We start from the raw sequence: 12,488 nt of genomic DNA, 5'->3' as shown, positions 1-12,488 counted from the left end.
GGGTTGCGCGTCCGCTTCGCGGCGGGGTTGGGTCGGTGCTTCGCATCCGTGTTGCTCGTCCGCTACGCGGCCGGGGAAGTAGACAGTGTCTACGCATGTGGTAGACAGTGTCCATGGCACAGGAAGACTCCCTTCGGGAACGGCTGATCGACGTCGGTGTGGACGTCGTCATGACGGACGGCATCGCCGCACTGGGGCTGCGTGAGATCGCCCGCCGAGCGGGGGTGTCGCACGGGGCTCCGCGCCGATACTTCGCCACTCACCACGAGCTGCTCTCGGCGATCGCCCGGCGCGGATTCGCGGACCTGGGCGCACGGTTCGAGGTCGCCACTGGCGCGGTCGCGGCACCGCGCCGCCGGCTGGAGGCGCTCGCCCGGACCTACGTCGGGTACGCGCTGGAACACCGCGGCATGTTCGAGCTGATGTTCCGGCACGACCTGCTCGACAGCGGGCCCCACGCCTCGCCCGGACCACGGCTCCGGGAGTCCACGCTCCCGCTCTTCGAGACCATCGTCGCGCTCATCGCCGAATGCCGGATCGAGCAGGAGAGCGCACACCGGGGCGGCGGGCGGGACACTGCGCGCGGCAACGCCGCCGCCCCGCCGCCGGCGGTGACCGCCGCCGCGCTCTGGTCGAACCTGCACGGCATCGCCCAGCTGTGGGTCTGGGACAGCCTGCGACTCGCCCTCGACACCCCGTCGGCAGAGGAAGCCCCCGACGGCGGCCGGCTCGAACTGCTCGTCACCGCGGCCCTGGACGCGCACATGGGCCCGGCGACCACGAGCCCGGCCGCTGCATGACCGAGAACCTCAGGCAACGCTTCGCGCTCGCGGTCAGCGTGGCCGGTGCGATGATCGTCGCGCTGGATGGCACCGTGCTGCTCGTGGCGCAGCCCAGCCTGCAGCGCGACCTCGGGGCGAGTGTGGCGCAGGTCCAGTGGACCAGTACCAGCTACCTGCTCGCGGTGGCCGGGCTTCTCGTGATCGCCGGGCGCCTGGGCGACCGATACGGGCACCCGCGGCTGATGTTCATCGGCGTCCTCGGCTTCGGAGCCGCCTCGGCCGGCATCGCGGTCGCGCCGGACGTGCGCTGGGTGATCGCCCTGCGGGCCGTCCAGGGCGTGTTCGGCGCACTGCTGCAACCCGCCACCCTCGCACTGCTGAGGCTGACCCACGCGCCGGACCGGCTCGGGACGCCCGTCGCCATCCGGACCGGCGCGATCGGGATCGCCGCGGCGGCCGGACCCCTGCTCGGCGGCATCCTCGTCACCCAGCTGGGCTGGCGCTCCGTGTTCTGGATCAACGTCCCCGTGGCGCTGGCGATCGCGGTGCTCACCCTCACCCTCCGGGTGCCGACGCCCGCGCACGCCGGATCGCAGCGGCTGGACCTGATCGGAGCCGCCCTGCTCGCAGGCGCCCTCGCGATCCTGGTACACACCCTGGCCGAGGTGCCCGCGCACGGATGGACCGCCGCGCCGACGTGGCTCGGACTCGCCGCGACGGCGGGCGTCGCGCTGGTCCTCGTCCTGCACGAGCGCCGCGCCACGCACCCGATCGTGCCCCCGGCGGTGGCCCGCTCCGTCCCCGTGACGGCATCGATGCTGATCATGTTGCTCATCACCGGCGGCATGTTCGGGGCGCTGTTCGTGACCTCGTTCTTCGTGCAGAACGTGCTCGGGCTCGGTCCGCTCGCCACCGGTCTGCGGGTACTTCCGCTGACCGCGCCGATGGTCCTGGGCGCGCCCGTCGCGAGCGCCGCACTGCGCCGGTACGGACCGCGCCACACCGCGATTGCCGGCGTCCTCCTCGTCGTCCTGGGCATCGTCGCCCTGTCCCGGCTCGATCCGAACAGCACCTGGCTCCTCACCTGGGCGGCCTTCATCGGGCTGGGCACGGGCTTCGCCACCGTGATGGTCACCGCCACAGGAACCGTCGTCGGTGACGCCCCACCCGGATACGCCGGGGTCGTCGGCGGGCTCAAACAGACCGCCAACAACGTCGGTCCGACCCTGGGAATCGCCGTCGCCGCAGGCATGATGCCGGCCGAGTCGTCCGGGGCCGGACCCGCGGCCGTGACGTCCGCCTCGGCGATCGGCCCCGCCCTCCTGGTCCTGGCCGGACTCGCCGCCCTCGCCCTGGTGCCGGCGTTGCTGCTGCCGCGCGGCCGAATACCTATGCATGACTGATTCCCCGTCGTTCCGATGTCCCTAGGTTGGTGGTCACAAGAGAGCACCACCCCCCACCGGACCGGAACAGAGGAGCGAACCATGACCGCCTACGCCATCGCCAACCTGCGGAACGCCACCCCGCACCCCGAGATCGCCGACTACATCGAGCGACTGCCCGCCACCTTCGAGCCGTACGGCGGCCGCTTCCTGGTACACGTCACGCAGCACGAGGTGAAGGAGGGCAGCTGGCCCGGGGACGTCGTGATGATCGGCTTCCCCGGGATCGTCGAGGCACGCACCTGGTGGGACTCGCCCGCGTACCAGGAGATCGCGCCGCTGCGCTCGCGGCACATCGAGGGCGACATCATCCTGATCGAGGGTGTCCCCGAGGGCTACGACCCGGCCGCCACCGCGAGGGCGATGCGCGAGGCGATGTCCGCCGGGTAGCCGTCGAGTGCGACGGCGGACCCGGGCACCCGCAGGGCTCGAGGGTCGCCCGGGCGGTGCGGGTCAGTCCCGGTCGTGGGTTTCCGCTTCGTCGTGGACCGGGGCCGGCGCCGGGATCGGGCCGGTGGCTGCGATCATGTCCTGGAGCAGTTCGAGGACTTCGGCGTGCACGTCGTCCGGATCGCGGTCGGTGAGCCCGGCGGCCGGGAAGACGTAGGGGGCGAACACGCTCCAGGCCAGACGGCGAGCACGGAGGTCGCGGCGACGACACGCGGGTCGTACCCGTCGCGGGTGCGTCGGGCGACGGTCCCGCTGCCCACTCCCGTGCGACCGGTCGCGTGAGGGTTCGGATGGCCGGTGATTCGTGGGCGAACACCTTGGACGTGTCGCTGTCCAGAACGGCCCAGGCGAGCATGCGGGCGTATGCGCGGGGGTCGCTGCGCGAAGGACTCGCCGCCGACCTCAACGTCACCGATCCGGACAACGGTCGTCCCGCTGATGCCGGAAGTCGCGTACGACATCCCGGCGGCGCGTACCGCCTCCGTCAACGTGCGATCGGCATCGCCGCCACCGTGATGTCCGGCGAAGTCGCCTTCCGCGAAGGCGTCCACACCGGCGCCCTGCCGGGACGCCTCCTGCACGGCCCTTCGGCGCCACTCACGTAGGCACGCCCGGGATGTCGGCGTCGGCTCGGGCGGGTGGGTCGGGCCTGGGGGGCCGGCGGGGGTGGGTCAGTGGCCGGTGTGGCGGTCGAGGTGGTCGATCAGGGCCGCCTCCTTGCGGAGCAGCCGAGTTCGCTCGTCGGCGGGAAGCGACGCGAGTGCGTCGACGAGTGGGCGGCTGCGGGGGATGTACACCATCGCGCCGATGTAGATCCGGCACTCGGGACACCAGTCCAGGCCGATGCACCGCTCGAACATCGCGGATTCGGGCGGGTGGCGGCGGAATCGGTAGGTGCGCACGGCCGTTCCACAGGCTGCGCAGGCTTGTCGGTCCCCGTTCTCGACGGTGTCCAGGGTCGAGACCTTGGTCCAGTGCCGCCGCCCGCCCGGTGCTCTTCAAGTCGTCATGCGCTTCACTCTCTCACGACCCCGCGCCCACCGATTCCGGTGGGCAGGGCCGTCGTTGGTGGCGGGCGCGTCGGAGCGTGACCGCGGCTTCGGTGGTTACGGGCGGGGAGTGGGGGATTCGGGGTGTGGAGTGGCGCGTTCGCGCCAGGCGCGTTCCCATTGGCGGGTCAGCGCCGGGTAGACGATCAGGTGGCGAAAGGGTGCGATGGCGGCCATGTACAGCCTGCCGAAGCGGCCGTTGGGCTTGACCAGGACGGCCATGTGCAACTCGTGGTCGCCGTCGTCGGTGGGCACCCAGCCCAGGTGCATCACGGCGTGGCAGGTCTTGTTCGCCAGTTCCTGGGCGGCCTCGTCGGCCAACTCGTACATCGGGGTGAACGGGCTGCCGCCGGTCTGCGAGGCGTCCACGGTCTCGGTCAGGTCCTCGGGGAGGCGGTCGCGCAGCGGTCGAACCCGCTCTCCCAGGCTCGCCGTTGATTCGTCCCAGCCGAGGAGGGCGCCGAGCTTCCAGCGCACCGCGAAGAGGAACCGGGCCGGAGGGGCCTGTTCGCCGAATCCGCCGCTGCTGCGCATCGCGGTGAGCATGGTGGGGAAGTCGGCCGGTCCGGCGCCGGGAGTGCGGTAGGACCATACGTCCTCGACCCGGAAGTCACGGGTGAACTCGTGGATCCGCCAAGGGCGTTCGGTGTGGGCCGTGCGGGCGAGCCTCATGGCTGCGGTTGCCTTCCTGGGGTGGGGCGGCGTCTCCCCACCCGTTATACGCTTGCGTATAAGACAAGGCAAGATCGACTATGCGGTTGCGTATATCGGGGTCGAAGAGTGGAAGAGTGAGGTGCACACCGTGGGCGTTGCTCGCACGCCGCGCGACAGGTGGGTCGAGGAAGGTCTGCGAGTCCTGGCCGACGGCGGCCCGGACGCCGTCCGGGTCGAGGCACTGGCGAAACGCCTCGGCGTCACCAAGGGCGGGTTCTACGGCTACTTCGCCGACCGCGACGCGCTCCTGGGGGCGATGCTCGACACCTGGGAACGCGAGAGCACCGACGAGGTGATCGAGCAGGTCGAACGCGAGGGTGGCGACCCCAGAACCAAGGCCCGGCGGGCCGGCATGCTCACCTTCTCCAACGATCGACTGCTGCCCATCGACCTCGCGGTTCGCGACTGGGCCCGCCGTGACGAGGCGGTCGCCGAGCGCCTGCGACGCGTGGACAACCGACGCATGGACCTGCTCCGCGAAATGTTCGGGACCTTCTGCTCCGACCCCGACGAGGTCGAGGCCCGCGGCCTGATCGCCTTCTGCGTGGCGATCGGACACCACTCCCTCGCCGCCGACCACCAGGGCCGCACCCGCGCCGAGGTCCTCGCCCGCGCCGCCGACCTGATCATGGACAGCACCCGCGACCGGTAGCGGGCGACGGCGGCCCGGGCGGACGGCACCGAGCAGGCGCGGGAGGTCCGCACCGCCGAGGTTCGGGCGGCACCCGACGCGGCTGTGCCCGATCGGAGCGCTATACGGTGATCGGATGATCATCCCCCTGCCGCCCGGCGAGTTCCGCGCCTACCTGTTCGACTGCGACGGCACCATCGCCGACTCGATGCCCTTGCATTACCGGGCCTGGAAGCAAGCGCTGGACGAGTGGGGCTGCTCCTTCCCCGAGGACCTCTTCTACGCCTGGGGCGGCCGGACGGTGGCGGGCATCATCGCCTCGCTCAACCGGGACCAGGGGCTGGACATGCCGGTCGAGGCCGTCGCGCAGCGCCGCGAACTCCTGTTTCGTGAACTGCTGCCGCAGGTGACCGTCGTACCGGGTGTGCTTCCGCACATCGACGACGCCTGCGGACGCATACCCACGGCCGTCGTCTCCGGCAGCACCCGCGATTCCGTCACCGCGTCGCTGACCGCACTGGGTCTGCTCGACAGGTTCGACGTACTGGTGTGCGCCGGCGACTACACCAGGGCCAAGCCCGACCCCGAGGGGTTTCTCAAGGCCGCCGAGCATCTGGGCGTGCCGGCGCGGGAGTGCCTGGTGTTCGAGGACACCGACCTGGGGATCCGGGCCGCCACCGCCGCGGGCATGGCCTCCGTCCGCGTCCCGCAACCCGGACGGGGCTGACCGGCACCACGCCCCCCGTCACAGCCCGTCGAAGAGCTCCAGCAGGGCCCGCGACATCGCCGTGTCCGGATCCGCGAGATCCAGGACCACGTCGAAGTGATTGCGCTCCGGCACGACCAACAACTCCGTGCCCCAGTGCGCCGCGAACGCGCGCGACTGCTCGGTGAAACCGCTCGCCTCGTGCCGGGCCATCACCGTGACGCCGGGCATCCGGGGCCGCGCCCCCAGGACGAGCGGGCTCAGCGCGGCCGCACGCTCCTCGTCGAACCTCAACCACTCGTTGGCCCGGGTACGCACCAGGGGCCGGACGTCGAACAATCCGCTGATCGGGAATCCGGCCGCGACCACGTCCTCGGGAAGGCCGGCCTCGGCCTGCCAGCCGTCGACCATCGTCATGGCGGCCAGGTGACCCCCCGCCGAGCTGCCGCCCACGACCACCCGCGACCGATCCAGCCCGTACCGCGCTCCCTCGTGGTACACCCACGCGATCGCCGCGCGCACCTGCCGGGTGATCTCCTCCAGGGTCGCTCGCGGAGCCAACGTGTAGTCCGGCACGACGGTCGCCACACCACGCTCCGCCAACATGCGCGGCGCGAAGGCCGAGTCGGCGCGCGACAACGCCCGCCAATAGCCGCCGTGCACGAACACGAACACCGGGCGCGGCGCCTCCTCCGAGCCGGGCCCCCAGACATCCAGCCGCTCCCCGCTCGGGGCGTCGTAGACCAGACCCGGCACGCCCGGCAGATCGGTGACCGCCTTCGCCGACTCCGCTCGGTAACGCTCCATCAGCCGGGCGAACCGTTCCGGCCCCACCGTCGCCCGGGCATCGAACGCGACGTCCAGTTCGATGTCCAGCTCGGCGGGCACATTCGCCGCGTCCACATTCGCCAGGTTCACGTGCGCGTCCGCGTTCACGTCCATATCCACGTTCGCGTTCGCGTCACTCATGCACCGGCCCCCGCGCGAACCCCGCCTGCGTCCGCGTGATCCCCTTCGGCGGCCGACACCCGCAGTTCAGTGCCGGCAACGCCGGCCGGCCGGGACCTTCGCGTTGCTCGGCGATGTCGTCGTGGTCGATGGCGCGTTTGCCCAGGGTCACGGTCCGCACGGCCCGGCACTTCCTTCCCGATCAGCACTGACTGACAAGCATTCAGGCAGCCTGTCCGGTTGGCGCACGCCGATCAAATGCCATTCCCGGAGGGATCCATGCCGTGATGGGTATGGGGAAGTGGGTCCTCTTCGTTTCCTGCGCCGCCACACGGCACGCCCACACTCGCCCGAACCGTCGCCGGGGGCGTGTCCCGGCGGCCGTTCGGTCGTTGCGCCCATGAGGTCTTGTCCATATGCCGGAAGGAATTCCCCATGCGCCGCATCTGCACGGCCGCCGCCCTGGCCGCGACCGCGTTGACGCTGGGAGCGGCCGCCGCCCACGCTGCCGCACCCAAACCACCGGTCTTGGACCGGCTCGCCAACTTCGACCCCTCCGGGCTGGGCCACACCGTGGACGGGCCGGCACAGAAGGTGGCCGGCATCGTGACGACGCCGAACACCCAGCGGTGATCGATCCGACCGGCGGGCGCTGATCGCCGGCCGCCACGGCGGACGTGACGGGCCGTGCGGGAACCGGCGACGGAGGCCCCGCACGGCCACCGCCGACGGGGCCGCCCGGAGGGCTGCGTCGCCGCCGGGTCGCTCCGCAGGCCGATTCCGGCCGCCGATACAGTACGTGGATGGTGAACCCACGGGAGCAGATTCTTGCCGAGCTCGGCGTCAAGGCGACCATCGTGCCCAAGGTCGAGATCCGGCAGCGGGTCGACTTCCTCAAGCACTACCTGAGGTCGACCCCGGCCAAGGGCTACGTGCTGGGGATCAGCGGCGGCCAGGACAGCACGCTGGCCGGTCGGTTGTGCCAGCTCGCGGCCGAGGAACTGCGGGCCGAGGGGCACGAGGCCACGTTCGTCGCCGTGCGGCTGCCCTACGGCGTGCAGGCCGACGAGCACGACGCGCAGATCGCACTGGAGTTCATCCGGCCCGACCGGTCGATCACGGTCAACGTCAAGCCCGGCGCGGACGCCGTCGCCGCAGAGGTGGCACGCGGCCTGGGGGAGTCGTCGGGTGACGCGCCCGGGCTGCGCGACTTCGTGCGCGGCAACATCAAGGCGCGCGAGCGCATGGTGATCCAGTACTCGATCGCCGGCCAGCTGGGTCTGCTCGTCGTGGGCACCGACCACGCGGCCGAGGCGGTGACCGGCTTCTTCACCAAGTACGGCGACGGGGGCGTCGACATCACCCCGCTGACCGGGTTGACCAAGCGCCAGGGCGCCGTGCTGCTGCAGGAGTTGGGGGCACCGCCGAGCGTCTGGGAGAAGGTGCCCACCGCCGACCTCGAAGACGACCGGCCCGCGCTGCCGGACGAGGTGGCCCTCGGTCTGACGTACAGCCAGATCGACGACTACCTCGAAGGTCTCGACGTCACCCCCGAGGTGGCGGAGAGGCTGGAGTCCATCCACCGTGCGACCCGCCACAAGCGCGCCGTCCCGGTCACCCCGCTCGACGACTGGTGGCGGGACTGATCCGCCGGTAGCCACCGGACGCGCGCGGTCGCCGACCCCGAGCCCGGTTGTCGCCCGGAGCCGACTCGCCCGAGATGCCCCTTCGGCCGCGGAAGACCTGCCTCAGGCGCGGGCCGGTTCGGCGTTCGCGCGCTCCGTGACCGGTTCCAACGCCCGGCCCGCGATCGTGAGATCCTCGGCCGGGATGTCGGCGTACAGCCGGGCGGAGATCTCGGCGGCCTCGGCGGTGGTGGTCGCGTACAGCTCCCGTCCGGCGTCCGTGAGCCGTACCGGGGATGCCTCCGCCGAGTCCTCTTCCGGCAGCTTCGCGTTGGCGGCTCGGCGCGGGTGCACAGCCTGCGGCGGGCGGCGCCTGGGGCATTCCCCGGACTCTCCGGTGCAAAAGGACTCGTGGATGCGGCGCACCGGTTGCTATCTTCGATGACATGAAGCGCGCTGCAATGACGACGACGCCGGAGAGTGTCCCGGCGCGCTGACAGAGTTCTTGGTCAAAGCCCCGGGGCGAGTGCCCCGGGGCTTTGTCTTGCGGTCACTCGCCCGATACAGCGAACATCCGCGAGGAGACCGCCATGCACGACCACCGCAGGCTCGGCCGTGAGCTGGATCTGTTCGACACCGACCCGCTGATCGGCGCCGGACTGCCGTACTGGCTGCCCGACGGCGCGACCGTACGGCACGCCCTGGAGGAGTACATCCGCGGCGCCGAACGCCGGGCGGGTTACCGGCACGTGTATTCGCCGGTGCTCGGCAAGCGGGAGCTGTACGAGATCTCGGGCCACTGGTCGCACTACAGCGACGACATGTTCCCGCCGATGGACCTGGGCGGCGAGCAGGTGGTGCTGCGGCCGAGCCTGTGTCCCCACCACGCGGTCATCTTCCGCTCCCGCGCCCACAGTTACCGCGACCTGCCGCTGCGCATGGCCGAGTTGGGCGCGATGTACCGCTCCGAACTCTCCGGCGTACTCGGCGGGTTGACCCGGGTGCGGGCCATCCAACTCAACGACGCGCACATCTTCTGCACCCTGGACCAGGTCGCCGAGGAGGCGCGGGCCGCGCTGGGGATGATCGCCGACGCGTACCGGGCGCTGGGCATCACCGCGGCGCGCCATCGGCTTTCGCTGCCGGGGCCGGGCGGCAAGTACGTGGCTGCGCCCGAGATGTGGCGGCGGTCGGTCGCGCTGCTGACCCGGGTGCTCGACGACTCCGGACTCGCCTATGCGGCGGTCGAGGGCGAAGCCGCCTTCTACGGGCCCAAGATCGACGTCCAGGTCGTCGACGCGGCCGGCCGGGAGTCCACCTTGTCCACCGTCCAGGTCGACTTCCACCAACCCGAGCGGTTCGACCTGAACTACATGGGCGCGGACGGCGCCAAACACCGGCCCGTGATGATCCACCGCAGCATCATCGGCAGCGTGGAACGCGCCGTCGCCCACCTCATCGAAGAGCACGGCGGCGCCTTCCCCGCCTGGCTCGCGCCCGTGCAACTGGTGGTCCTCCCGATCTCGGCGAACGAACTGCCCACCGCGCAGGCGCTCGTGGCGCGCTGCGCGGACCTGGGACTGCGGGCCGAAATCGCCGAGCCCGAGCGGGGCACCCTGGGCGCCCGCATCCGCGAGGCCCGCCTGGTCCCCTACCAGGCGGTCATCGGCGCCAAGGAAGCCGTGAACGACCACATCGCGCTACGCCTGCGCGACGGCCGCCGCCTCGACCCGCAACCCGCCGGCGACATCCTCACCCGCATCAGCGCCCTCGTGGCCGCGCACGACACCGCCCTGTGGGACCACGACGGCGGGGCCGCCGCGTAGGGTCCGTCGTCGATCCCGCGTCGTGGTGCTCGGCGTGGGATCGAAGACAGGGCCGAGGCCGTGGCGAACGGGCGTGTGCCGACGGCCCGTCCGGCCTCTCGGGGAAGGCCGGACGGGTGGCCGGGCCGGCCGGTGTGGCGGGCGGGCGGGTGGGCGAGCGAGTGCGGCAGACGGTGCGTTGCCGCCCGCCGTGGCCGATGCGAACTCGGTTCACGGGGTCGGGCCGGGTGCGGTGGGTCGGCCGGATGCGGCGGCGTCGGCGTAGCGGTGGGCCAAGTGCGCGAAGGCGTCGCTGAGTTCGGGCGGGCCGATGACTTCGATGTCTGCGTCGAATGCGCCGATGGCGGCGGCCAGTCCGGGCCAGGACCACGAGCCCAGCACGAGGCGGCAGCGGTCCGGGCCGAGTTCCTCGAGGATGCCGTCGCGGACGTAGCGGGAGACGGCGGTGGCCGGCAGGTCCAGGATCACCTCACCGCGGCAGGGCCAGCCGCCGGAGCCGTCGGAGTCGCGAAAGCGGCCGGCGACGAAGGTGGCCACGTCACCGCCGGGCAACTCGCGCCGGGTGAAGCGGGGTCCGGTGGGGACGCGCGGGGTGATTCGGTCCGCGCGGAAGGTGCGCCAGTCCTCGCGGTCGAGGTCCCATGCCACCAGGTACCAGCGCCCGCCCCACGTGACCAGGTGGTGGGGCTCCGCCCGGCGCGGCGGGGCCTGGGCGCGGTCGCCGTCGGGTGCCGCGGAGACGGACGCGGAGGCTGCTGCGGAGGCGGAGGCGGACACGGACGCGGATGCGGAGGCCGGGATGTAGTCGAAGCGCAACACCTCGCGCGCGTGTACGGCAGCGCCCAGCGCCATGAGCACGCCGCTGTCGACCGTCGGGTCCGGTCGCATCGTGGGTCGCCGCACGGTGGTGACCTGCAGGATGTCGATCCGGCGGCGCAGCCGCGGCGGCATGACCTGCCGGACGGTGGTCAGCGCCCGTGCCGCGGCCTCGTCGATCCCGACCCCGGCGGTGTCGGCGATCTGCAGGGCGACGGCGAGGGCGACGGCCTGCTCGTCGTCGAACAACAGCGGCGGCAGCTCCGTGCCGGCGCCGAGCCGATAGCCGCCGTCGGGTCCCTTGAAGGCGACGATGGGGTAGCCGAGTTCGCGTAGGCGGTCCACGTCACGGCGCACGGTGCGGGGGCTGACCTCCAGCCGCTCGGCCAGCAGCGCTCCGGGCCAGTCCCGGCGGGCCTGGAGCAGCGAGAGCAGGGAGAGCAGACGCGCTGAGGTCTTCGGCACGACTTCATCCTCTCTCCAGTGGAGGAACCAGTAGAGGACACTACCTGTCCGCTTCTGTTGCGATCGTTGTCTCGTGCCGAAGAACGAGAACAACCGGAAGGACCCGATCACCGTGACCCCCACGACCACGCCCGCCACGCCCGCGACCCCCCTCGATGCCGAGCGGGCCGACCTGCTCGACGCGCTCGCCACCGCGCGGCGGAACCTGACCGGCACGGTCCGCGGGCTCGACGACGAACAGGCCGGCGCACACCCGACGGTCAGCGCGCTGTGCCTGGGCGGCCTGATCAAGCACGTCGCATCCATCGAGGAAGGATGGCTGCGCTTCGTGCTCGAAGGACCGTCGGCCATGCCCTACGACCTGCCGGATGGTGTCACCTGGGCCGACCTCGCGGCCGGCACCGCACGCGAGGTCCCGCAGTGGGCGATCGACCACGCCAACGGCTTCCTGATGTTGCCCGGCGAGACGCTCGCCGGCATCCTCACGCGCTACGAGCAGGTCGCCGCCCGGACCGAGGAGGTCGTTGCCGCCGTGCCCGACCTGTCCGCCACGCACCCGCTGCCCCAGGCGCCCTGGCACGAGCCGGGCGCGGTACGCAGCGTGCGTCGGGTGCTGATGCACGTCATCGCCGAGACCGCCCAGCACGCCGGGCATGCGGACATCCTGCGCGAGACGCTCGACGGGCAGACGTCGATGTGATCGAGGACGGGCCCGCCTGTGGCTGGGGGCCGGTGGCGCCGGTTGTCGTGCGGACCGGCGCTGCCCGGTGCATGCCGCCCGGCACGCCGGGCACGCGGACATCCTGCGCGAGACGCTCGACGGGCAGACGTCGATGTGATCGAGGACGGGCCCGCCTGTGGCTGGGGGCCGGTGGCGCCGGTTGTCGTGCGGACCGGCGCTGCCCGGTGCATGCCGCGGCGTCACCGGCCGCCTCGACGCCTCCGGGGCGAGGAACCGGCCGAGCGGGTACCGGACCCTCGCGACCGCGGATCCGCCCTCGGCCGCATCACCCCTGCGGACCGCGCCCGGCCGG

General features: G+C 72.0%; 16 protein-coding genes. 10 read left to right on the top strand and 6 right to left on the bottom strand.

The annotated features are described in order from the left end of the window. Positions 1 to 113: 113 nt before the first annotated feature. The 3 genes from ACZOOI_RS33275 to ACZOOI_RS33265 all read left to right on the top strand — a co-directional run bounded on the left by ACZOOI_RS33275 (position 114) and on the right by ACZOOI_RS33265 (position 2,614). On the top strand, positions 114 to 800 hold the full coding sequence (locus ACZOOI_RS33275) for a TetR/AcrR family transcriptional regulator (protein ID WP_465283277.1): 687 nt from the start codon (positions 114 to 116) through the stop codon (positions 798 to 800). Continuing rightward, positions 797 to 2,185: an MFS transporter gene (locus ACZOOI_RS33270; protein WP_465283276.1), complete on the top strand. Its 1,389-nt coding sequence runs from the start codon at positions 797 to 799 to the stop codon at positions 2,183 to 2,185. Before ACZOOI_RS33275 ends, ACZOOI_RS33270 begins: the two co-directional genes overlap by 4 nt. Positions 2,186 to 2,266: 81 nt before the next feature. Continuing rightward, positions 2,267 to 2,614: a DUF1330 domain-containing protein gene (locus tag ACZOOI_RS33265; RefSeq protein ID WP_465283275.1), complete on the top strand. Its 348-nt coding sequence runs from the start codon at positions 2,267 to 2,269 to the stop codon at positions 2,612 to 2,614. Between the two features lie 63 nt (positions 2,615 to 2,677). Here the strand turns inward: ACZOOI_RS33265 and ACZOOI_RS33260 are convergent, their stop codons facing one another. After that, positions 2,678 to 2,842 (bottom strand): hypothetical protein, encoded by a 165-nt coding sequence (locus ACZOOI_RS33260; RefSeq protein ID WP_465283274.1) that lies wholly within the window; start codon positions 2,840 to 2,842, stop codon positions 2,678 to 2,680. A gap of 122 nt (positions 2,843 to 2,964) precedes the next feature. Between ACZOOI_RS33260 and ACZOOI_RS33255 the strand changes: the two genes are divergently transcribed. After that, positions 2,965 to 3,279, top strand: a complete 315-nt coding sequence (locus ACZOOI_RS33255) for a hypothetical protein (RefSeq protein ID WP_465283273.1) — start codon at positions 2,965 to 2,967, stop codon at positions 3,277 to 3,279. Positions 3,280 to 3,345: 66 nt separating this feature from the next. Here ACZOOI_RS33255 and ACZOOI_RS33250 read toward each other — a convergent pair whose 3' ends face one another. Both ACZOOI_RS33250 and ACZOOI_RS33245 read right to left on the bottom strand, forming a co-directional pair. After that, on the bottom strand, positions 3,346 to 3,576 hold the full coding sequence (locus ACZOOI_RS33250) for a hypothetical protein (protein WP_465283272.1): 231 nt from the start codon (positions 3,574 to 3,576) through the stop codon (positions 3,346 to 3,348). Positions 3,577 to 3,780: 204 nt separating this feature from the next. Next, positions 3,781 to 4,395 (bottom strand): DUF2867 domain-containing protein, encoded by a 615-nt coding sequence (locus tag ACZOOI_RS33245; protein ID WP_465283271.1) that lies wholly within the window; start codon positions 4,393 to 4,395, stop codon positions 3,781 to 3,783. A 130-nt stretch (positions 4,396 to 4,525) separates the two neighbouring features. On the opposite strand from ACZOOI_RS33245, the gene ACZOOI_RS33240 reads away from it, so the two are divergent. Further along, complete coding sequence (locus tag ACZOOI_RS33240) at positions 4,526 to 5,089, top strand: TetR/AcrR family transcriptional regulator (RefSeq protein ID WP_465283270.1); 564 nt, start codon at positions 4,526 to 4,528, stop codon at positions 5,087 to 5,089. Positions 5,090 to 5,204: 115 nt separating this feature from the next. Further along, positions 5,205 to 5,795 carry an HAD family hydrolase gene (locus tag ACZOOI_RS33235; protein ID WP_465283269.1) on the top strand — a complete coding sequence of 197 codons (591 nt, stop codon included), beginning with the start codon at positions 5,205 to 5,207 and terminating at the stop codon, positions 5,793 to 5,795. An 18-nt stretch (positions 5,796 to 5,813) separates the two neighbouring features. Here the strand turns inward: ACZOOI_RS33235 and ACZOOI_RS33230 are convergent, their stop codons facing one another. Further along, the gene (locus ACZOOI_RS33230) at positions 5,814 to 6,743 is read right to left on the bottom strand and encodes an alpha/beta hydrolase (protein WP_465283268.1); all 930 of its coding nucleotides are present in this window, start codon (positions 6,741 to 6,743) and stop codon (positions 5,814 to 5,816) included. A gap of 414 nt (positions 6,744 to 7,157) precedes the next feature. Between ACZOOI_RS33230 and ACZOOI_RS33225 the strand changes: the two genes are divergently transcribed. Both ACZOOI_RS33225 and nadE read left to right on the top strand, forming a co-directional pair. Further along, positions 7,158 to 7,355, top strand: a complete 198-nt coding sequence (locus ACZOOI_RS33225) for a hypothetical protein (RefSeq protein WP_465283267.1) — start codon at positions 7,158 to 7,160, stop codon at positions 7,353 to 7,355. A 170-nt stretch (positions 7,356 to 7,525) separates the two neighbouring features. After that, positions 7,526 to 8,368: an ammonia-dependent NAD(+) synthetase gene (gene nadE, locus ACZOOI_RS33220; protein WP_465283266.1), complete on the top strand. Its 843-nt coding sequence runs from the start codon at positions 7,526 to 7,528 to the stop codon at positions 8,366 to 8,368. A gap of 102 nt (positions 8,369 to 8,470) precedes the next feature. On the opposite strand, the gene ACZOOI_RS33215 is transcribed toward nadE, so the two are convergent. Beyond that, complete coding sequence (locus ACZOOI_RS33215) at positions 8,471 to 8,701, bottom strand: hypothetical protein (protein ID WP_465283265.1); 231 nt, start codon at positions 8,699 to 8,701, stop codon at positions 8,471 to 8,473. Positions 8,702 to 8,919: 218 nt separating this feature from the next. On the opposite strand from ACZOOI_RS33215, the gene thrS reads away from it, so the two are divergent. Then, on the top strand, positions 8,920 to 10,173 hold the full coding sequence (gene thrS / locus ACZOOI_RS33210) for a threonine--tRNA ligase (RefSeq protein WP_465284203.1): 1,254 nt from the start codon (positions 8,920 to 8,922) through the stop codon (positions 10,171 to 10,173). 210 nt (positions 10,174 to 10,383) lie between these two features. On the opposite strand, the gene ACZOOI_RS33205 is transcribed toward thrS, so the two are convergent. Further along, on the bottom strand, positions 10,384 to 11,454 hold the full coding sequence (locus ACZOOI_RS33205) for a helix-turn-helix transcriptional regulator (RefSeq protein WP_465283264.1): 1,071 nt from the start codon (positions 11,452 to 11,454) through the stop codon (positions 10,384 to 10,386). Between the two features lie 106 nt (positions 11,455 to 11,560). Here ACZOOI_RS33205 and ACZOOI_RS33200 point away from each other — a divergent pair, with 106 nt between their 5' ends. Further along, the gene (locus tag ACZOOI_RS33200; RefSeq protein WP_465284202.1) at positions 11,561 to 12,154 is read left to right on the top strand and encodes a DinB family protein; all 594 of its coding nucleotides are present in this window, start codon (positions 11,561 to 11,563) and stop codon (positions 12,152 to 12,154) included. The last annotated feature ends 334 nt before the right edge of the window (positions 12,155 to 12,488 follow it).

It is taken from the genome of Embleya sp. L77 (assembly GCF_055557415.1).
The sequence above is the reverse complement of the archived record's forward strand: the minus strand, read 5'-3'. Positions and strand labels throughout refer to the sequence as shown.

What these genes read in the sequence shown, in the direction of transcription:
- ACZOOI_RS33230 (WP_465283268.1), bottom strand. Translation starts at nt 6,743, where the DNA reads ATGAGTGACGCGAACGCGAACGTGGATATGGACGTGAACGCGGACGCG.
- nadE (WP_465283266.1), top strand. Translation starts at nt 7,526, where the DNA reads ATGGTGAACCCACGGGAGCAGATTCTTGCCGAGCTCGGCGTCAAGGCG.
- ACZOOI_RS33270 (WP_465283276.1), top strand. Translation starts at nt 797, where the DNA reads ATGACCGAGAACCTCAGGCAACGCTTCGCGCTCGCGGTCAGCGTGGCC.
- ACZOOI_RS33275 (WP_465283277.1), top strand. Translation starts at nt 114, where the DNA reads ATGGCACAGGAAGACTCCCTTCGGGAACGGCTGATCGACGTCGGTGTG.
- ACZOOI_RS33245 (WP_465283271.1), bottom strand. Translation starts at nt 4,395, where the DNA reads ATGAGGCTCGCCCGCACGGCCCACACCGAACGCCCTTGGCGGATCCAC.
- ACZOOI_RS33235 (WP_465283269.1), top strand. Translation starts at nt 5,205, where the DNA reads ATGATCATCCCCCTGCCGCCCGGCGAGTTCCGCGCCTACCTGTTCGAC.
- ACZOOI_RS33265 (WP_465283275.1), top strand. Translation starts at nt 2,267, where the DNA reads ATGACCGCCTACGCCATCGCCAACCTGCGGAACGCCACCCCGCACCCC.
- ACZOOI_RS33225 (WP_465283267.1), top strand. Translation starts at nt 7,158, where the DNA reads ATGCGCCGCATCTGCACGGCCGCCGCCCTGGCCGCGACCGCGTTGACG.
- ACZOOI_RS33255 (WP_465283273.1), top strand. Translation starts at nt 2,965, where the DNA reads ATGGCCGGTGATTCGTGGGCGAACACCTTGGACGTGTCGCTGTCCAGA.